Origin of the sequence: Bradyrhizobium nivariense (genome assembly GCF_029846695.2) — a bacterium.
Taxonomy (GTDB): Bacteria; Pseudomonadota; Alphaproteobacteria; order Rhizobiales; family Xanthobacteraceae; genus Bradyrhizobium.
This window is the reverse complement of record NZ_JARWCR020000018.1, coordinates 90253-109783: the sequence shown is the minus strand read 5'-3', so window position 1 is coordinate 109783 and position 19531 is coordinate 90253. Positions and strand designations below refer to the sequence as shown.

At 64.9% G+C, this 19531-nt stretch carries 20 protein-coding genes; 9 read left to right on the top strand and 11 right to left on the bottom strand.

The genetic code is table 11. The features are described 5' to 3' along the window. Nucleotides 1-27: 27 nt before the first annotated feature. The 8 genes from QCM77_RS17310 to QCM77_RS17275 form a co-directional block, all read right to left on the bottom strand. Nucleotides 28-1632, bottom strand: a complete 1605-nt coding sequence (locus QCM77_RS17310) for an NTP transferase domain-containing protein (protein ID WP_279660754.1) — start codon at nucleotides 1630-1632, stop codon at nucleotides 28-30. Then, the gene (locus QCM77_RS17305) at nucleotides 1629-2330 is read right to left on the bottom strand and encodes an XdhC family protein (protein ID WP_279660753.1); all 702 of its coding nucleotides are present in this window, start codon (nucleotides 2328-2330) and stop codon (nucleotides 1629-1631) included. The genes QCM77_RS17310 and QCM77_RS17305 overlap by 4 nt, the downstream gene beginning before the upstream one ends. A gap of 2 nt (nucleotides 2331-2332) precedes the next feature. Continuing rightward, on the bottom strand, nucleotides 2333-2656 hold the full coding sequence (locus QCM77_RS17300; protein WP_007602422.1) for an XdhC family protein: 324 nt from the start codon (nucleotides 2654-2656) through the stop codon (nucleotides 2333-2335). A gap of 9 nt (nucleotides 2657-2665) precedes the next feature. Further along, the gene (locus tag QCM77_RS17295; protein ID WP_279660752.1) at nucleotides 2666-3868 is read right to left on the bottom strand and encodes a vWA domain-containing protein; all 1203 of its coding nucleotides are present in this window, start codon (nucleotides 3866-3868) and stop codon (nucleotides 2666-2668) included. 60 nt (nucleotides 3869-3928) lie between these two features. Further along, a complete protein-coding gene (locus QCM77_RS17290) occupies nucleotides 3929-4852 on the bottom strand; it encodes an AAA family ATPase (RefSeq protein ID WP_279660751.1) in 924 nt (307 codons plus the stop codon). Between the two features lie 62 nt (nucleotides 4853-4914). Beyond that, on the bottom strand, nucleotides 4915-5721 hold the full coding sequence (locus QCM77_RS17285; RefSeq protein WP_279660750.1) for an FAD binding domain-containing protein: 807 nt from the start codon (nucleotides 5719-5721) through the stop codon (nucleotides 4915-4917). Nucleotides 5722-5754: 33 nt separating this feature from the next. Next, nucleotides 5755-6240, bottom strand: coding sequence for a (2Fe-2S)-binding protein (locus QCM77_RS17280; protein ID WP_007602418.1), 486 nt, complete (start codon nucleotides 6238-6240; stop codon nucleotides 5755-5757). 149 nt (nucleotides 6241-6389) lie between these two features. Then, nucleotides 6390-6836: an SRPBCC family protein gene (locus QCM77_RS17275; protein WP_279660749.1), complete on the bottom strand. Its 447-nt coding sequence runs from the start codon at nucleotides 6834-6836 to the stop codon at nucleotides 6390-6392. A 184-nt stretch (nucleotides 6837-7020) separates the two neighbouring features. Between QCM77_RS17275 and QCM77_RS17270 the strand changes: the two genes are divergently transcribed. The 3 genes from QCM77_RS17270 to QCM77_RS17260 all read left to right on the top strand — a co-directional run bounded on the left by QCM77_RS17270 (nucleotide 7021) and on the right by QCM77_RS17260 (nucleotide 9755). Next, nucleotides 7021-8376, top strand: coding sequence for a 3-carboxy-cis,cis-muconate cycloisomerase (locus tag QCM77_RS17270; protein WP_279660748.1), 1356 nt, complete (start codon nucleotides 7021-7023; stop codon nucleotides 8374-8376). A gap of 98 nt (nucleotides 8377-8474) precedes the next feature. After that, a complete protein-coding gene (gene pcaD, locus QCM77_RS17265) occupies nucleotides 8475-9257 on the top strand; it encodes a 3-oxoadipate enol-lactonase (RefSeq protein WP_279660747.1) in 783 nt (260 codons plus the stop codon). A gap of 105 nt (nucleotides 9258-9362) precedes the next feature. Beyond that, entirely contained in the window at nucleotides 9363-9755 is a 393-nt protein-coding gene (locus QCM77_RS17260; protein ID WP_279660746.1) for a carboxymuconolactone decarboxylase family protein, read from the top strand. Here the strand turns inward: QCM77_RS17260 and QCM77_RS17255 are convergent. Together QCM77_RS17255 and QCM77_RS17250 are read right to left on the bottom strand one after the other, a co-directional pair. After that, nucleotides 9717-10241 carry a hypothetical protein gene (locus QCM77_RS17255; protein WP_279660745.1) on the bottom strand — a complete coding sequence of 175 codons (525 nt, stop codon included), beginning with the start codon at nucleotides 10239-10241 and terminating at the stop codon, nucleotides 9717-9719. The two genes, QCM77_RS17260 and QCM77_RS17255, sit on opposite strands and share 39 nt — an antisense overlap. Before the next feature lie 212 nt (nucleotides 10242-10453). Continuing rightward, on the bottom strand, nucleotides 10454-10630 hold the full coding sequence (locus QCM77_RS17250; protein ID WP_279660744.1) for a hypothetical protein: 177 nt from the start codon (nucleotides 10628-10630) through the stop codon (nucleotides 10454-10456). Nucleotides 10631-10894: 264 nt separating this feature from the next. Here QCM77_RS17250 and QCM77_RS17245 point away from each other — a divergent pair, with 264 nt between their 5' ends. The 5 genes from QCM77_RS17245 to QCM77_RS17225 all read left to right on the top strand — a co-directional run bounded on the left by QCM77_RS17245 (nucleotide 10895) and on the right by QCM77_RS17225 (nucleotide 16009). Beyond that, on the top strand, nucleotides 10895-11812 hold the full coding sequence (locus QCM77_RS17245) for an ABC transporter permease subunit (RefSeq protein WP_279660743.1): 918 nt from the start codon (nucleotides 10895-10897) through the stop codon (nucleotides 11810-11812). 11 nt (nucleotides 11813-11823) lie between these two features. Continuing rightward, the gene (gene livM / locus QCM77_RS17240) at nucleotides 11824-13149 is read left to right on the top strand and encodes a high-affinity branched-chain amino acid ABC transporter permease LivM (protein WP_462676308.1); all 1326 of its coding nucleotides are present in this window, start codon (nucleotides 11824-11826) and stop codon (nucleotides 13147-13149) included. Then, nucleotides 13146-13979, top strand: a complete 834-nt coding sequence (locus tag QCM77_RS17235; protein ID WP_279660742.1) for an ABC transporter ATP-binding protein — start codon at nucleotides 13146-13148, stop codon at nucleotides 13977-13979. Before livM ends, QCM77_RS17235 begins: the two co-directional genes overlap by 4 nt. Then, nucleotides 13976-14719, top strand: coding sequence for an ABC transporter ATP-binding protein (locus QCM77_RS17230; RefSeq protein WP_279660741.1), 744 nt, complete (start codon nucleotides 13976-13978; stop codon nucleotides 14717-14719). The genes QCM77_RS17235 and QCM77_RS17230 overlap by 4 nt, the downstream gene beginning before the upstream one ends. A gap of 171 nt (nucleotides 14720-14890) precedes the next feature. Further along, nucleotides 14891-16009: a branched-chain amino acid ABC transporter substrate-binding protein gene (locus QCM77_RS17225; protein ID WP_279660740.1), complete on the top strand. Its 1119-nt coding sequence runs from the start codon at nucleotides 14891-14893 to the stop codon at nucleotides 16007-16009. Between the two features lie 81 nt (nucleotides 16010-16090). On the opposite strand, the gene QCM77_RS17220 is transcribed toward QCM77_RS17225, so the two are convergent. Further along, the gene (locus QCM77_RS17220; RefSeq protein ID WP_279660739.1) at nucleotides 16091-16477 is read right to left on the bottom strand and encodes a response regulator; all 387 of its coding nucleotides are present in this window, start codon (nucleotides 16475-16477) and stop codon (nucleotides 16091-16093) included. Between the two features lie 235 nt (nucleotides 16478-16712). Between QCM77_RS17220 and QCM77_RS17215 the strand changes: the two genes are divergently transcribed. Continuing rightward, entirely contained in the window at nucleotides 16713-19523 is a 2811-nt protein-coding gene (locus tag QCM77_RS17215) for a PAS domain S-box protein (RefSeq protein WP_279660738.1), read from the top strand. Nucleotides 19524-19531 lie beyond the last annotated feature (8 nt).

The window sequence follows — 19531 nt, the reverse complement described above, 5'->3', positions numbered from 1 at the left end:
GTAGCGCAACTAACCCACCTTAGGGCATTATCCCCGTCTTGCCGCCTCGAGCGCCTGCGGCGTGTCGATGTCGAGGAAGGCGCTCTCGCCGTCGACCGGCACTTCGGCAACCGCCTCGGTGTGCTTGGCGATCAGGTGACGCGCGCCGATATCGCCGTCGAGTGTCATCAACTCCGCAAAGAAGCGGCGCGACCACAGCACGGGATTGCCGCGGCGGCCGTCGCTGACGGGCACGACGATGAGATTGCCGCGATCCGGCGCAAAGCCGTCGATGAGACGGTCGATCAGGCCGGCATCGATCAGCGGCATGTCGCCGAGGCAAATCACGGCTCCGTCGCTCGCTTCAGATACGGCCGCGATGCCGGCCTTGACCGAACTCGCAATGCCGCCGGCGAAATCCGGGTTCTTGACGACACGCACCTTCAGGCCTTGCAGCGCCTGCTCGACCAGCTCGGTCTGATGGCCGGTGACGACGATCACCTCGGACGCTTTCGAGGCCAGCGCCTGCTCGGTTGCGATCCGCACCAGCTTCTTGCCGTCGAGCTCGGCCAGCAGCTTGTTCGGCCCGCCCATGCGGGTCGAGCGCCCAGCGGCGAGCACGATGGCGGCGACCTGGCTGTTGCCCTCGATCTCCGGCTTGGCGCGCGGCTGCGGCCGCGTCACGATCTCCATCAGAAGGCCGCCGACACCCATACCCATCAGCTCGGAACGCGTCACCTTGATGCCGGCGAGGAGCCGCATCAGCACCCAATCAAACCCGTTCTCGACCGGCGAGCGCGCGCATCCGGGCGCGCCCAGTACCGGCACGCTGCCGGCCCGGGCAATCAGCAACAGATTGCCGGGATCGACCGGCATGCCGAAATGCTCGATCTCGCCGCCGATTTCGGTCACGGCCGCCGGGATCACGTCGCGCCGGTCGGCGATCGCAGACGCGCCGAACACGATGACGAGCTCCGCGTCGAGCGCAAGCAGCTCCTTGATCGCGGCGGACAGCTCCCGCTCCTCGTGCTGGACTCGCCGCTCGGCGATGATGCCGGCGCCGGCCGGCGCCAGCCGCTCGGCGGTGACACGCAGGGTCTTGTCGATCACCTTGGAGGACAGGCCCGGCAGCAGCGTCGAGACCACGCCGACGCGCTTGATGACGTACGGCGCGATCTTCAGCACGTCGCGGCCCGCGGCCTTCACCGCGGCGTCACGCAACTGTCCTTCGACGCCGAACGGGATGATCTTGACGGTGCCGACCATCTCGCCCTCGACCACCGGCTTGAAGGCGGAGAGCGTCGCAAAGGTGATGGCCTCGTCGATATTGTTGATGCGGTCAACTGCGGCGCGGTCGATCACCAGCACGCCCGGACGCGCGGCGAACAGGTTGGCGCGGCCGGTGAAGGCCCGCTCGACATGAATGCCCTCGCCGCCGACGGTGAGCGCGATGCTGGCGGCGGCGGCGTCCTCGGAGACGTCGCCCTCCTCCATCCGCACCACCACAACATCCTTGATACCGGCGCGCGTCAGCGCCTCGACCTCGGTCGGGCCGATCGTCGTTCCTTTCTTCAGCACCAGCGGTCCTTGGCGCAGGGTGTGGACGGTCACCCCGCCGATCGCATCCTTGGGGCTCGCCGGGCCAAATTTCATGCCGCTGCTTCTTTTTCCTTGGGTGGCAAGCGAAGCACTGCCGTGATCTCGGCCATGATCGACACCGCGATCTCGGACGGCGAGACCGCGCCGATTGCCAGCCCGATCGGCGCGTGGATGCGCGCGATGTCGCTCTCCTTGGCGCCCTGCGCGCGCAGCCGGTCGCCACGCTTGGTATGCGTCTTCCGCGAGCCGAGCGCGCCGATATAGAAGCAGCCGCGCTCGAAGGCATGCAGCAGCGCGGGATCGTCGATCTTGGGATCGTGGGTCACCGCGACGAAGGCGGTGTAGGCATCGACGTTGAGCGGCGGCAGCGCCGTGTCGGGCCACTCGGCAACGAGTGGAATGTCGGGGAAGCGCTCGGGGCTCGCAAAGGCCGTGCGCGGATCGACGACGGTCACGTCATAGCCGAGCGAGCGTGCCAGCGGCGCCAAGGCCTGGCTGATATGGACCGCGCCGACGATGACGAGCTTGGCAGTCGGCGCGTAGACGTTGAGAAACAGCTTCTTGCCGCCGGCCTCGACATTGGCGCTCTTGCCCATGCGAAGCTGCTTTTCCAGCTCGGTGCGCAGCGGGTCCTTGGCAAAATCCGCTGATTTCACCAGGCGCTGCTCGCCGCTCTCGGTGTCGGTCACCAGGATCACCGGGCGGCGCGCGGCGCGCTCGGCGTTGAGTTCGTGCAGGATTGCGAGCTTCACGGCTAGCCGACCTTCTCGACGAAGACGCGGATGGTGCCGCCGCAGGACAGCCCGACATTCCAGGCGGTCTCGTCGGCAACGCCAAACTCCAGCATCCTGGGCTTGCCGCTCTGGATCACATCCATGGCTTCGGTGACCACGGCGCCTTCGACGCAGCCGCCGGAGACGGACCCCAGGAACGTGCCCTCGTCGTTGATGACGAGGCTCGAGCCCGCCGGGCGCGGCGCCGAGCCCCAGGTCTCCACCACGGTGGCGAGCGCGACGCCACGGCCGGCCTTCTGCCAGTCCTCCGCCGCCTTCAGAATATCCTCGTCGCGATCGAGCATGGCTACCTCTCAAGCTGCGGAGCGGATCAGGCTGCGGTGATGCGGCGGCAGCGGCCGGGAGAGCGTGGTGATCAGCTCCTGGATCGAACTCAAATTATGTACCGGGCGGAATTCGTCAACGTGCGGCAGCATCATTTTGATGCCCTGGGCCTTGGCCTCGAAGCCGCCGAACCGCAGCAGCGGGTTGAGCCAGATCAGCCGCCGGCAGGAGCGGTGCAGCCGGTCCATCTCGAAGGCGAGCTTGGAATCGGCCTCCCGCTCCAGCCCGTCGGAGATCAGCAGCACGATGGCGCCCTGGCTCAGCACGCGCCGCGCCCACAATTTGTTGAAGTTGTGCAGCGAGGCCGAGATCCGCGTGCCGCCGGCCCAGTCCTCGACCGAGGCCGAGCAGCTTGCCAGCGCCTCGTCAGGGTCGCGCTGGCGCAGCGCCCGGGTGACGTTGGTGAGCCGGGTGCCGAACAGGAACACTGAGACGCGTTTTCGCGCATCCCCTATGGCATGCAGGAAGTGCAGGAACAGGCGGGTGTACTCGCTCATCGAACCCGAGATGTCGAGCAGCGCGACGATCGGCGCCGGCTTCTCGATCCGACCGAGACGATGGATGTCGATGATGTCGCCGCCGGTGCGCAACGAGGCGCGCAGCGTGCGGCGCAGGTCGAGGCGCAGGCCGCGGGGATCGGGCCGGTGCCGGCGCGTCAGAAGCTCGGCCTGCGGCAACCGCATCCGCTCGACGGCGCGGAGCGCTTCGGTGATCTCCGCCGCGCTCATCTGCGCGAAATCCTTCTTCTGAAGGATCTCCTTGTCGGAGACCGACAGGCGCAGATCCTGCTCCTGGTGCTGCGGCGTCTCCGTCATCCGCGGCTGCGACATCGCCTCCTGGACGCGGCGCGAGCCGGCCTGCGGCTTCTTCTTGGCCTGCTCCGGCAGCGGCACCGAATCCAGCATGTGCTTCCACTCTTCCGAGGCGCGGAAGAACAGGTTGAAGGCCTGTCTGAAGATCAGCGTGTGCTCGTGGCGCTTGACGAAAATGGCCTCCAGCGTGGTGAAGACGTCCGTGCGTTTGCCGATGTCGATCACCTGGAGCGCGCTCATGGCATCGATGACGGCGCCCGGCCCGACCGGCATCCCCGACGCGCGCAACGCGCGGGCGAAGCCGACGATGTTGTCGGCGAATTGCTCGGTTTGCTCAGGGGCAAGGTGGTTGATGGCCATGGTCTCGTATCCATCCCCTTGTCGTTCAGCTCGCGATAGGCGCGCCCCGGAATAACAATCTCAATTCTCGCTCGTCGCATCCTTCAGCACCTTCTGCAGGGTGTCGCCCTGCATGCGGGTGATGTCGTCCTGGTATTTGAGCAGCGCGCCCAGCGTGTCGCCGACCACTTGCGGTGTCAGCGAGCGGGCGTCGAGCTCGGACAAGGCGGTCGCCCAGTCGATGGTCTCGGCGACGCCAGGCGATTTGTAGAAATCCTGGTTACGCAGCGCCTGCACGAAACGCACGACCTGCTGCGACAGTTTGGCGGAGATGCCGGGTACGCGCGACTTGACGATCTCCAGCTCGCGGTCGGCGTCGGGATAGTCGACCCAGTGATAGAGACAGCGCCGCTTCAACGCGTCGTGGATCTCGCGGGTGCGGTTGGAGGTGATGATGACGATCGGCGGCTTTGGCGCCTTCACGGTGCCGAATTCGGGGATCGTCACCTGGAAGTCGCTGAGGATTTCGAGCAGATACGCCTCGAACGCCTCGTCGGCGCGGTCGAGCTCGTCGATCAGCAGCACCGGCGGCCCGGCGACGTCGGGCTCCAGCGCCTGAAGCAGCGGCCGCTTGATCATGTAGCGGTCGGCGAAGATGTCGGACGACAATTGATCGCGATCGGTGTCTCCGGCGGCCTCGGCCATCCGGATCGCGATCATCTGCGCAGCGCTATTCCACTCGTAGACCGCCGAGGAGACGTCGAGGCCTTCGTAACACTGCAGGCGGATCAGCTTCCGCCCCAGCGCCGCCGACAGCACTTTTGCGATCTCGGTCTTGCCGACGCCGGCCTCGCCTTCCAGAAACAGCGGCCGGCCCATGCGCAGCGACAGATAGGTCACCGTGGCCAGCGATCGCTCGGCGAGATAGCCGCGCGACGTCAGGAGTTCGTGCATCGCGTCGACCGATGCCGGCAAGGCACCGGACGTATTGGCCGCTGAAGTCATGAAAAAGCCAGTCTCGCTGCGCCCTCACCGGGGACAAGTTTGAGCCGAGGCGTGAGGATCACTCACTCCTTGGCGTTGGCGGCGTCGAGGGCACGCCGCGTCAGCACGCCGATGAGGTGCGCGCGGTATTCGGCGCTGCCATGGATGTCGCTGTTGAGGCCGTCCGCCGGCACCTCGATGCCATCAAGCGCCTTCGCGGCGAAGCGCTTCTTCAGGGCTTCTTCGAACGCGGTGACACGGAACACGCCTTCAGAGCCGGCGCCTGTGATCGCGACCCGCACGTCTGACGGACGCCGCGCCACGAACACGCCGACCAGCGCGTAACGCGAGGCCTGGTTGCGGAACTTGATATAGGCCGCCTTCTTCGGCAGCGGGAACATCACCTTGGTGATGATCTCGTCGGCCTCGAGCGCCGTCGTGAACAGGCCCTGGAAATACTCTTCCGCCTTGAGGCGACGCTTGTTGGTGACGATGGTGGCGCCGAGCGCGAGCACCGCAGCCGGATAGTCCGCGGTCGGATCGTTGTTGGCAAGCGAGCCGCCGAGCGTGCCCTTGTGGCGCACGGCGGGATCGCCGATCTGGCTGGCAAGGTTCGCGAGCGCCGGGATCGCCTCGCCGACGATGGCGGAGCTTGCGACCTCGGCATGCCTGGCGGTGGCGCCGATCACGAGCGCGCGGCCCTTCATCTCGATCGTGTTGAGCCCCTCGATATGGGAGAGGTCGACCAGATGCGGCGGGCTGGCGAGGCGCTGCTTCATGACGGGAATCAGCGTGTGGCCGCCGGCGATTACCTTGGCGTCTTCGTTCTTCACCAGGAGGTTGGCGGCCTGCCGAACGGTCCCGGGGCGATGGTATTTGAAATCGTACATCTGAATGTCCTGATCGCAGAGTGCGCGCGCGGTTTACGCGAGATCGGATTTCGCCATCGCCTTGGCGCCGGCGGAGATCGAGGTGACGATGTTCTGGTAGCCGGTGCAGCGGCAGAGATTGCCTTCCAGCTCCTCGCGGATGGTGTGGTCGTCGAGCTCGTTGCCCTTGCGATGGACGATGTCGATCGCGGTCATGATCATGCCGGGCGTGCAGAAGCCGCACTGCAGGCCATGGTGCTCGCGGAAGGCCTCCTGCATCGGATGCAGCGGCGCGCCGTCGGCGGCCAGTCCCTCGATCGTCTTGACCTCGTGGCCATCGGCCATCACGGCGAGCGTGGTGCAGGACTTCACGGCCTTGCCGTCGAGATGCACGACGCAGGCGCCGCACTGCGAGGTGTCGCAGCCGACATGGGTGCCGGTGAGCCGCAGATTCTCGCGCAGGAACTGCACCAGCAGGGTGCGGGGATCGACATTGGCCGTGACAGGATTGCCGTTCACGATGAGGGAGATTTTTGCCATAAGCACTCTCTATCAGCGCCCCGACGGGTCCCGTCGAAGCGGTTCTTATAATTATTCCAACCCATCATATGGGCCATTATGCCCCGGGGCAACATCACCCGGAACGCAAGGCGCCATGCCGAAAGGCGCAATGCTTAAGGTATTGGCCTTCAGCCCTGTACCGCCTTGGCGAAGTTCGTGAAAAATTCGTCGGCCAGTTTCTTGGCGGCGCCGTTGATCAGGCGTTGGCCAAGCTGCGCCAACTTGCCGCCGATCTGCGCCTCGACCTCGTATGACAAAAGCGTGCCGCCGTCCTTCTCCGCGAGCTTGACCACGGCGCCGCCCTTGGCGAAGCCGGCCACTCCGCCCTCGCCCTCGCCGGAGATCTTGTAGCCGTTCGGCGGGTCGAGATCGGACAGCGTGACCTTGCCCTTGAAGCGCGCCGACACCGGGCCGACCTTCATTTTCGCCGTCGCACGAAAGCCGCCATCGTCGGTCTTCTCCAGTTCCTCGCAGCCGGGGATGCAGGCCTTCAGCACCTCGGCATCGTTGAGCTTGGCCCACACGGCCTCGCGCGGCGCCGCAAGCTGGACTTCGCCGTTCATCGTCATGGCCATGGGGTGCCTCCCGGGATATCGAACTTGGATCGCGCAACTATAATGCTGCTCAAGTAACGCAGGGAGGCGGCAAAAGAAAGGGTGCCCCCCGGTCACGTGCAATGCATATTCGCAACTGCAAAAAGCTTGCGCTGATGGTTTGGGATTGGCACAGGCGGGCCATGGTGGTTAGGTCCCGCCTAATATGAGCACATCCCTCTCCCTCCTGCTCGCGCCGATGCTGTCGAGCGCGGCCATGCGCGCCGTCTGCGACGACCGGTCGACCCTCCAGAACATGCTCGATTTCGAGGCAGCCTTGGCCCGAGCCGAAGCGGCCACGGGCGTGATTCCCGCATCCGCGGTGGGCCCGATCGAAGCCGCGTGCAAGGCCGATACCTTTGACATGGCTGCGCTGGCCGAGGCCGCGACGCGATCCGGCAATCTCGCGATTCCCCTCGTCAAGACGCTGACCGCCAATGTCGGCAAGGCCGACGCAGGGGCCGCGCGCTACGTGCATTGGGGGGCGACCAGTCAGGACGTCATCGACAGCGCGACCATGCTCACGCTGCGCGCCGGCATCGATGCGTTGGACGCCGACCTCAGCCGCGCCATCAAGGGCTTTGCCGCGCTGGCACGGAAGCACCGCAACACCGCGATGGTGGCGCGGACCTGGCTCCAGCACGCGCTGCCGATGCCGTTCGGGCTGAAGGCCGCCGAATACGCCGCAAGCCTTGCCCGCGCCCGCTGCCGCCTGCGGCGGCTCTCCCGCGAGAGCCTCGCGCTGCAATTCGGCGGCGCCGCCGGCACGCTCGCAGCACTTGGCGACAAGGGGCTCGTGGTCGCCGAACGGCTGGCGCAGGAGCTCAATCTGCCGCTACCCGAAGCCCCCTGGCACACCCATCGCGACCGGATCGCGGAAGCCGCATCGAGCTTTGCGATCCTCGCCGGAAGCTGCGGCAAGATCGCCCGCGACGTCTCGCTGCTGATGCAGACCGATGTCGCCGAAGCGTTTGAACCCGCCGGCGAAGGCCGCGGCGGCTCCTCGACCATGCCGCACAAGCGCAACCCGGTGGCCGCCGCAAGCGCGCTGGGCTGCGCGACCATGGCCCCGCAGCTCGCCGCGACGATCTTTGCCGCGCAGGTGCAGGACCACGAGCGCAGCGCCGGTCCGTGGCACGCGGAATGGCCGACGCTGCCGCAATTGATGCTGGTCACCTCGGGCGCGCTGGCCGCCATCGTCGATATCGCGGAAGGACTGGACGTCGATGCCGCGCGCATGCGCAGCAATCTCGATGCGACCCAGGGCCTGATCATGGCGGAAGCCGTGACCTTTGCGCTGGCCGAGAAAATCGGCAAGAGCGATGCGCATCACCTCATCGAAGCCGCGAGCAAGCGCGCGGTCGCCGAGAAGAAGCATCTGCGCGAGCTGCTATCGGCCGATTCGCAAGTCACCGCGCATCTGACGCCCCAGAAAATTGCGGCATTGTTCGAGCCGATGGCCTATCAAGGCGCTTCCCAAGCCCTGATCGACCGCCTGCTCGCTTCACTGGATCTCCCTTGATGTCATTGCCGGGCTTGACCCGGCAATCCATCATCCTGGATAGATTCACTTTCTAGATGGATGCGCGGGTCAAGCCCGCGCATGACGAGGAGTAGCCCATGCCCATGATCGATGCCGACGGTTGCCTGATCAACGTCTCCGTCGAGGGCCGCGACGGCGGGCCGACCTTGATGCTCTCCAACTCGCTCGGCTGCACGCTGCAGATGTGGGAACCGCAGATGAAGGCGCTGACGCAGGTGTTCCGCGTCATCCGCTACGACCGCCGCGGACACGGCAAATCCAACGTTCCAGCCGGGCCCTATACGATGGAGCGCTTCGGCCGCGACGTGCTGGCGATCCTCGACGACCTCAATATCGAGAAAGTGCACTGGTGCGGCCTCTCGATGGGCGGCATGGTCGGGCAATGGCTGGGCGCCAATGCGCCGGAGCGCTTCGGCAAGCTCATCCTCGCCAACACCTCCTGCTACTACGCCGAGCCGACCAAATGGCTGGAGCGCATCGACGCCGTGAAGAAGGGCGGCATCGCGGCGGTCGCCGATGCCGTTATCGCCGGCTGGCTCACCCAGGATTTCCGCGAGCGCGCGCCTGACATCACCGCGAGGATGAAGGCGATGCTGCTGGCCTCGCCGGTCGAAGGCTATCTCGCCTGCTGCGAGGCGCTGTCGACGCTCGACCAGCGTGCGCTGCTGTCGAAGATCAAAAGCCCGACGCTGGTGATCGCCGGCCGCCACGACATGGCGACGCCGATCTCGGCGGGTGAATTGATCCGCTCAAACATTGCCGGCGCGAGCATGACCATCATCGACGCCGCCCACATTTCCAATGTCGAGCAGCCGCACGCGTTCACTGACGCGGTGGTGGGCTTCTTGACGCAGCGATAGTCTTACAGCTCGTCGTTGCAAGCGCAGCGAAGAAATTCAGACCGTCTGCCCGGAAAGATTCTGGATTGCTTCGCTAGGCTCGCAATGACGGAGGGGAGGATAGATATGGACGACCAGAAGCGCCGCGATGCCGGCATGAATGTGCGCCGAAAGGTGTTGGGCAATGCCTGGGTCGACAAGTCGATCGCGAACCGCAATACGTTCAACACCGACTTCCAGGACATGATCACCCGCTATGCCTGGGGCGAGATCTGGACGCGGCCGCATTTTGACGAGCGCACAAGGCGGGTGCTGGTGATCGGCACCATGGTCGCGCTCGGGCAATGGGACGAATTCCGCCTGCATGTGCGCGCGGCGCTCGCCGAGGGCGGCTTCACGCCCGACGACATCAAGGAAATCCTGCTGCAGCAGGCGATCTATTGCGGCGTGCCGGCGGCGAACCACGCCGTCAAGGAAGCCTCAGCGATTGTGCAGGAGCTCGGCCTGCTCAAGACCTAGCGGCGGGGTAGCCTCGACGGTCTTCGGGACCGCTGCCGGCCGCTCGATCACAATCACGATGGCCGCACCGAGCAAGAGCAGGAGCTCGGTGGCATGCAGCCGCAGCGCGGCCATCTCGCCGACCTTCGAAGCCATGATCATGCTGGCAAACGAGATCAGGCTGCCGATTGCAAGCGCAATGCCGAGCGCCTCGTCGCTGCCGCCGTTCTTGCGGATGCGGGGGATGCAGAGTAGCGCAAGGTAGATCGCAAAGAACGCCACCACGGTCAGTCGGCCCAGCGCCAGCAGCCAGGCGGCACGCACGGTGTCCATCCCCGCCATCTGGAGATGGTCGCTGAGGAAAAGAGCCACCGCGACACTCGGCCGCTCGTAGAGGCCGTGCACCGGCGCCACCATGATGTTGAAGGCAACGAGGGTCCAGGCCGGGATGAAATAGGCCGCCAGCAGCACGCCGTTGACCGAGCCGATCCGCCAATTTCCGAACATGCCACTTCCCGCTTCGCTTGGCCCGCGCCTTCGATGGAAGGCTTTGCCGGGAGCTAACTCGCATCAGACTGTGGCGGCAATTTAAACCCTTTGTTTACCTTAACTGCCCCGATGGGCCCGAGCGCCAAGGAACCCGAGCGCCGAAGAAAAAGGCCCCGCCTTCCGGCGGGGCCCTTCTTCACTCCTGGCCTCCAAACTACTGGGCCTCCAAACTACTTGTTGTCCTGACCGTGCTGGCCGCCCTGTTGCTGGCCGGGACGATCGCCCTGGCGCATCGGATCCTTCTGCTGCTGCTGCCCGGGTTTCTGACCACCGCCCTGCTGCTGCCCTGGCTGCTGGCCGGGATTCTGACTCTGCTGACCCGGATTCTGGTTCTGCTGCTTCGTCATTCGGGGAAACTCCCTTGTTCGACGTCAGGGCTGAGATAACGACTGGCATCCACTTTGGTTGCCTTACGGAACCGGGTTCCGCCCATTGCGGGGGAGCCGGAGCGCCAAATGATCTCTGTAAAAGCCTTTATGCGAAGGCGGGGCCGGTTGCAGCCGCCAGTTCCCTCCTGTTACAAAACCATGAGAATGCTCAAGGGCTGCCGGGGCCCGAGAACTCTTCAAAGAGCTCCCTTTGAGCCCGCGTCAGGTTTGGTACGGCAGCCCATGGATTATTTCGCCCAGCAGCTCATCAACGGCCTCGTGCTCGGCTCCATCTACGGACTGATCGCGATCGGCTACACGATGGTCTATGGCATCGTCGGCATGATCAACTTCGCTCATGGCGACGTCTTCATGATCGGCGGATTCGTCGCCCTCATCACCTTCCTGCTCCTGATCTCGACCGGCCTGACCGCGATCCCGGTGATCCTGCTTATCGTGCTTCTGGTCTCGATGGCGATCACGGCACTTTACGGCTGGACCATCGAGCGCATCGCCTACCGGCCACTGCGCCACTCTTTCCGCCTCGCTCCGATGCTGTCGGCGATCGGCATGTCCTTCGTGCTGACCAACTATTCGCAAGTGGCGCAAGGCGCCCGCGTCAAGCCGATCCCGCCCTTCATCACCGGCGGCTACACGCTGCATGAGAGTCAGGACGGATTCGTGATCCAGCTCTCCAACATCCAGATCATGGTGGTCGTCACCACCATCGTGCTGCTGGCGATCTTCACCTGGCTGGTGTCGCGCACCCGGCTCGGGCGCGACATGCGCGCCTGCGAGCAGGACCAGACCATGGCGGCGCTGCTCGGCGTCAACGTCGACCGCACCATCTCCATGACCTTCGTGATCGGTGCCGCACTCGCGGCCGTCGCGGGCCTGATGTACCTGCTCTATTACGGCCTGGTCGACTTCTTCATGGGCTTCGTCGCCGGCATCAAGGCGTTCACCGCGGCCGTGCTCGGCGGCATCGGCTCGCTGCCGGGTGCCATGCTGGGCGGGCTCGCGATCGGCCTGATCGAAACGTTCTGGTCGGCCTATTTCTCGGTCGAGTACAAGGATGTCGCCGCGTTCTCGATCCTGATCGTCGTGCTGATCTTCATGCCGACCGGCCTGCTCGGCCGTCCCGAAGTCGAAAAAGTCTGACGGACCGCCGAGTGACAGCCATTCCGCAAAAAGCCACGCACGCAAGTCGAACCGCCGGCATTCCCGCCCTTCTTAAGACAGCCGTCATCAACGCGCTGATCGCGCTGGTGCTGTTCTCGCTGATGATCGGCATCCGCACCGAGGCGGGTTCCGACGGCCAGCTCACCTATTGGACGCGATTCGGCGAACTCGCATCCATCGTCGCCGCGGTGTTCGGCGGCTCGATCGTGATCGAGCTGCTCAGGCAATGGATCGGCCCGACCGGCGCCGAGAAGCTGGTGCCGCCTGCGTTGCAAAGCGGCATGTCGTTCGTCGGCCGCTATCTCGCGCCGGCGCTCCTGATCTTCACGCTGCTGGTGCCTGTGATCTTCTATGACCAGCGCTACATCCTCGACCTCGCAATCCTCGTGCTCACCTATGTGATGCTGGGCTGGGGACTGAACGTCGTGGTCGGCCTGGCCGGCCTGCTCGATCTCGGCTACGTCGCCTTCTATGCGGTGGGCGCCTATTCCTATGCGCTGCTCGCCACCAATTTCGGCTGGTCGTTCTGGGTCTGCCTGCCGCTCGCCGGCATCCTTGCCGCATTCTGGGGCGTGCTGCTCGGCTTCCCCGTGCTGCGCCTGCGCGGCGATTACCTCGCCATTGTGACGCTTGCCTTCGGCGAAATCATCCGCCTCGTCATCATCAACTGGCAGGAGCTCACCGGCGGCCCCAACGGCGTCTCCAGCATTCCGCGCCCCTCCTTCTTCGGCATCCCGCTCGACAACAGCGACAACGGGCTCGCCGCCAGGCTCGGCATCGAGTATTCGCCGACCCACCGTATCGTCTTCCTGTTCTATCTGATCCTGGCGCTTGCGCTCCTCACCAACTGGGTGACGATCCGGCTGCGCCGGCTGCCGATCGGCCGCGCCTGGGAGGCGCTCCGCGAGGACGAGGTCGCCTGCCGCGCGCTCGGCATCAACACGACGACCACCAAGCTCACGGCATTCGCGACCGGTGCGATGTTCGGCGGCTTTGCCGGCGCGTTCTTCGCGACCCGCCAGGGCTTCATCAGTCCGGAATCCTTCACCTTCCAGGAATCTGCGCTGGTGCTCGCCATCGTCGTGCTCGGCGGCATGGGCTCGCAGCTTGGCGTGGCGCTCGCCGCGCTCGCCATGATCGGCGGCTTCGAGCTGTTCCGCGGCCTCGAGACCTACCGCATGCTGGTGTTCGGCATGGCGATGGTGCTGATCATGATCTGGCGGCCGCGCGGCCTGATCGGCCATCGCGCACCGACCGTGTATCTGACCAAAGCGCAAGCGATCTCCTCCGACCTCGTCAAGGAAGGGCACGGATGAGCGCCGACAAGATTCTCAGCGTCGACCGGCTGACCATGCGCTTCGGCGGCATCGTCGCGGTGCACGACCTGTCGTTCGCCGCCGAGCGGAAGAAGATCACGGCGTTGATCGGGCCGAACGGCGCCGGCAAGACCACCGTCTTCAACTGCATCACCGGCTTCTACAAGCCGAGCAGCGGCACCATCCGCCTCACCCATGACGACGGCACAATAATCGCGCTGGAGCGGCTGAACGATTTCCGCATCGCCAAGCGGGCTAAGGTCGCCCGCACCTTCCAGAACATCCGGCTGTTTCCGGGCATGACGGCCCTGGAAAACCTGATGGTGGCGCAGCATAACGCGCTGATGCGCGCCTCCGGCTTCACCTTCCTTGGGCTCATTGGCGCGCCCGGCTACCGCGACGCCGAGAAGCACGCGATCGATCTTGCCACCGACTGGCTCAAGCGGGTCAATTTGCTCGAGCGCGCCGACGATGCCGCCGGTAATTTTGCCTATGGCGACCAGCGACGGCTCGAGATCGCACGCGCGATGTGCACCGAGCCCGCGCTTTTGTGCCTCGACGAACCCGCCGCCGGCCTCAACGCGCGCGAGAGCGCCGCCCTGAGTGAGCTCCTGCTCTCGATCCGCAACGAGCTCGGCACCTCGATCCTGCTGATCGAGCACGACATGTCGGTCGTGATGGAGATCTCCGACCACATCGTGGTGATGGACCATGGCGTGAGGATCGCGGAAGGCTCCCCGCGCGAGGTTCGCGACGATCCTAAGGTGATCGCCGCCTATCTCGGCACCGATGAGGAAGAAGCCGTGGCCGTCATGGAGAGCGGGTCGTGACGCCGGCACCGACGCCCCTGCTCGCGATCCGCAGCCTTCGCGCCGCCTACGGCAAGATCGAGGCGCTGAAGGGCGTCGACGTCGAGATCAACGCCGGCGAGATCGTGGCGCTGATCGGCGCCAACGGCGCCGGCAAGTCGACGCTGATGATGACAATCTTCGGCAAGCCGCGCGCCCGCGCCGGCCAGATCCTTTACGAAGGCCGCGACATCACCGAGGTTCCCACCCACGAGATCGCGCATTTGCGCATCGCGCAATCGCCGGAAGGCCGCCGCATCTTCCCGCGCATGAGCGTGGCGGAAAACCTCCAGATGGGGGCGGACGCCACCGGATGCACCGACGCCGAACGCGAGGCGAGCCTAGAACGCGTATTCACGCTGTTTCCGCGGCTGAAGGAACGCTACGCCCAGCGCGGCGGAACCCTGTCCGGCGGCGAGCAACAGATGCTGGCCATCGGCCGCGCCCTGATGAGCCGTCCTCGCCTGCTCCTGCTCGACGAGCCTTCGCTTGGGCTGGCGCCGCTGATCGCGCGCCAGATTTTCGATGCGATCCGCACCCTGAACCGGCAGGACGGCCTGACCGTGCTGATCGTCGAGCAGAACGCCAACCATGCGCTCAAGCTCGCCCATCGCGGCTATGTCATGGTCAATGGCCTGATCACGCTGGCCGGGACCGGAGCCGAGTTGTTGCAGCGCCCCGAGATTCGCGCCGCCTACCTGGAAGGCGGCCGGCACCGCTGAGGCCGGCCAAGAACGAACCCCGCGCGCCCCACGTGCTGCCGAATGTGGCGAGATATCTCCGCCAATGCCCGTATTTTGCCGGTGACTTCTCCCCAAATTCATTCGAGAATGGCGCCGGTTTGGACCGGGCGTGCCCGGCAACTTCCACAGGCGACCACCTCGAGGTATCTCATGAAATCACTGAAGCTCATCGGTCTGGCATTCGGCGTATCGATCGCGCTGTCGAGCGCGGCATTCGCGCAGGATGTCACCATCGCAGTCGCAGGCCCGATGACCGGCGGCGAGTCCGCCTTCGGCCGCCAGATGAAGAACGGCGCCGAAATGGCCGTGACTGACATCAACGCCGCCGGCGGCGTCAACGGCAAGAAGCTCGCGCTCTCCGTCGAGGACGATGCCTGCGATCCGAAACAGGCGCGCTCGGTCGCCGAGAAGATCGCGGGTGCGAAGATGCCATTCGTCGCCGGGCACTATTGCTCGTCGTCGTCGATCCCGGCCTCGGAGGCCTATGCCGACGGCAACGTGCTCCAGATTACCCCCGCCTCCACCAATCCGAAGTTCACTGACAGCGGACTGTGGAACGTGGCGCGCGTCTGCGGCCGCGACGACCAGCAGGGCTTGGTCGCGGCGCAATACATCGCCAAGAACTTCAAGGGCAAGAACATCGCGATCCTCAACGACAAGACCACCTACGGCAAGGGTCTCGCCGATGAAACCAAGAAGGCGCTCAACAAGGCCGGCATCACCGAGAAGATGTACGAGTCCTACAACAAGGGCGACAAGGACTTCAACGCGATCGTCTCGCGCCTGAAGCGCGACAACATCGATCTGGTCTATGTCGGCGGCTACCATCAGGAGAGCGGCCTGATCCTGCGCCAGATGCGCGACCAGGGCCTCAAGACCATCCTGATGGCCGGCGACGCGCTCGCCGACAAGGAGTACGCCTCCATCACCGGCCCGGCCGGCGAAGGCACGCTGTTCACCTTCGGCCCCGATCCGCGCAACAAGCCGACCGCGAAGAAGATTGTCGACGCCTTCAAGGCCAAGAACATCGACCCCGAGGGCTACACGCTCTACACCTACGCGGCGATGCAGGTCTGGTCGCAGGCGGCCAAGAAGGCCGGCACCACCGACGCCAAGAAGGTCATGGCGACCATCAAGGCCGGCAAGTGGGACACCGTGATCGGGCCGATCGAGTATGACGCCAAGGGCGACATCAAGCAGCTCGACTACGTCGTCTACAAATGGGACGCCAAGGGCGGCTACACCGCTATCAGCGGCAGCGGCACGTAAGCGCGCTTGCCGGGCCTGAAGGCCTCGTCCAATCATCACCGCGCCCCGGCTTGCCCCGGGGCGTTTCTTCCTGCGTCAGGGTCAGACGGCTGCCGGCAGCTCGCCGTCCGCCGCAGCTTGGGCCTTCCGCAGTGCTTGAAGAAGATCGTTCGGCCGAAACGGCTTTTGCAGGCAGATCACGTTGGCGAGGTGGGACGATTGTTCCATGAAGTCCAGCGCCGTCATCCCCGACACGGCAACGACCGGGAGCCTCGGTGCAAGCTCGCGCAGGGTCGCGATGACCTCGACGCCGCTGGTGTCGCCGAGGAAAATGTCCACGATTGCTGCGTCGAAGCAGGTCTCGGTGAAGGCTTTCACCCCGGCCGCGCCGCTGTCGGCCTCAACGACGTCGTAACGGTTGACGCGCAGCACGATCGCGACCATCGCACGGACGTCCTTCTGGTCGTCGATGATGAGAACGCGGGGCATAGGGAACAACTCCCGGATCCTGAAATCAAAATGCCCGATTCAAACCTGGAACCCGTAGCGGCGGGAGGGCATTATGGCACCGTCCAGTAAAGGCATCAAATCCGCTCCCTGGTGCTCGTTCCCACTAAAATTAAGTAAACTGTAACCTTCGGTTGAGTCGCGGTGGGTTTTGTCATGATGCGTGCCCAGAACGCGCTACCATGGACGAAAATTGGGCCAAATGAGATTGGCAAAGATGCTCAAGACCGATCTGCGAGAGCTAAACGTGTCCGCGACGACCGATCGAAACACATTCCTTTCGACGTTGCCGGCCACCCCGACAGACCGCACCGCAGCATTGGCGATCGTGGGCGTCTCCTCGATCCTGTTCGCAGTGGCCGTGCCCTTCGCAGGTATCCCGCTGCTGCCTGTGCCAGCCTTCGTCGCGAGCTATCAATCCGCCCTCGCCGTCGCAGACATCGTCACCGCGGTCCTGCTGTTGTCGCAGTTTGCGGTGCTCCGGACCCGCGCGCTGCTCGTGCTCGCGACGGGCTATCTGTTCACCGCCGCGGCGGCCATAGTGCATGCCCTTACCTTCCCCGGACTTTTTTCCCCGACCGGGTTGCTGGGTGCCGACCGGCAGACCACGGTCTGGCTCTACATGGTCTGGCACGGCGGCTTCCCGCTCTGCGTATTGGCCTATGCCTGGCTGAAGGAGGCCGACGGTGGCGCCCGGATCGCAGGCTCAGCAAGCAAGGCGATCCGCGTCAGCGTGCTCGGCGTCGTTGCGGTCATGATCGTCCTGACCTGGATCGTCACTGCCCAGCACGACCTGCTTCCGGTCCTGCTGCGCGATAGCCATTACACGCAGATCATGATCGGCGTGGTGTCCTTCGTCTGGTCCTTGAGCTTCGCCGCGCTGGTCTCGCTGTGGTTCCGGCGTCCGCATTCGATCATCGACGTCTGGCTCATGGTCGTGATGTGCGCCTGGCTGTTCGACATCGCGCTGTCGGCGATCGTCAACGTCGCGCGCTTCGATCTCGGCTTCTACGCCGGCCGCCTCTACGGCCTCTGCGCAGCGACTTTCGTGCTTGCGGTGCTTCTGATCGAAAATGTCCGCCTCCAGGCCCAGACGGTGGGCCTCGTCGGCCGGCTGCGCCAGCAGTCGGCATTGGATCGCGACTACTACGGCAAGCGCCTCGCCCTGTACGGCGCCGTTGTCGAATCCGCCAATGATGCCATCATCACCAAGACGCTCGACGGTGTCATCACGGGCTGGAACAAGGCCGCCGAACACCTGTTCGGCTATACCGCCGCGGAGGCCATCGGCCAGCCGATCGACATCATCGTGCCGGAGGACCGCAAGGCCGAGGTCAGGGGTATCCTGAACCGGGTCGGCGGCAACGAAGCCATCGCCCAGCACGAAACGGTCCGCATGCGGAAGGACGGCCGTCCGCTCGACGTCGTCCTCAATATTTCTCCGCTGAAATCAGCCAACGGAGAGATCATCGGCGCCTCCAAGATCGCCCACGACATCACGGAAGAGAAGCAGTCACGGGAAAAACTGCGCCGCGAGGTCGAGGAGCGGCAGCGCATCTTCGAGACCTCGCAGGACCTGATCCTGGTCACCGACGGTTTTGGCAATTTCATCCAGGTCAGCCCGAGCGTGAAGACCATCCTCGGCTTGAGCCCGGACGACATGATCGGGCACAGCGCCACCGAGTTTATTCATCCTGATGACCTCCAGAAGACGCGCGACGAGATGCGCGCGGCACGGCGTGGCGCGGTCAAGCGGAGCTTCGAGGCGCGCTACTACCACTACGATGGTCACGAGGTCACGCTGAACTGGATGGGCACCTGGTCCGAGCCGGTCAAGCGCCATTTCTTCATCGGCCGCGACCTCACCGAGAAGCAGGCCGCCGAGGCCCAGTTCAGGCACGTCCAGAAGATGGATTCCATCGGTCAATTAACCGGCGGTGTCGCTCACGACTTCAACAATGTGCTGACCGTCATCACCGGCACGATCGGCATTTTGGCGGACGCGGTCGCTGACCGTCCCGAGCTCGCCGCCATCACCAAGCTGATCGATGATGCCGCCGAGCGCGGCGCGCAACTGACCAAGCATCTGCTCGCCTTCGCCCGCAAGCAGCCGCTCCAGCCGCGCGAAATCGACGTCAACGCATTGACGCTCGAGGCCGCAAAGCTCCTGCATCCCACCCTCGGCGAGCAGATCACCATCATGCCGCAGCTCACCGAGGATGCGTGGCCGGCACTGATCGACCCGGGTCAGCTCTCCACCGCGATTCTCAATCTCGCGCTGAACGCGCGCGATGCCATGCCCGACGGCGGCACGCTGGTGCTGGAGACCCGCAACATCTTCCTCGACGACGGCTATGCCAGCATGAATCCCGACGTGGTGGCCGGCAATTATGTGATGATCGCGGTCAGCGACACCGGCTCCGGAATCCCGCCGGAGTTGATCGACCGGGTGTTCGACCCCTTCTTCACCACCAAGGAGGTCGGCAAGGGCACCGGCCTCGGGCTCAGCATGGTGTTCGGCTTCGTCAAGCAGTCCGGCGGCCACATCAAGATCTACAGCGAGGAAGGCCACGGCACGAGCGTGAAAATCTACCTGCCGCGCTCGAGCGGCGTGCAGGAGACCGAGTTCGAGGCGCTGCAGAACGTACCCATCACCGGCGGCGACGAGAAGATCTTGATCGTCGAGGACGACACGCTGGTGCGGCAATACGTCGTGACCCAGATCAAGAGCCTCGGCTATGCCGCCCTCGAAGCCGCCAACGCGGCCGAAGCCCTCATCATCATCGACGCCGACAAGGACATCGACCTGCTGTTCACGGACGTCATCATGCCGGGCAGCATGAACGGCCGCCAGCTCGCCGATGAGGCGGCCCGCCGCCGCCCCGACTTGAAGACGCTGTTCACCTCGGGCTACACCGAGAACGCCATCGTCCATCACGGCCGGCTCGATTCCGGCGTGCTGCTGCTGGCCAAGCCCTACCGCAAGTCCGAGCTTGCCAAGATGCTCAGGACCGCGCTCGCCGGTTGAGCCTGCGG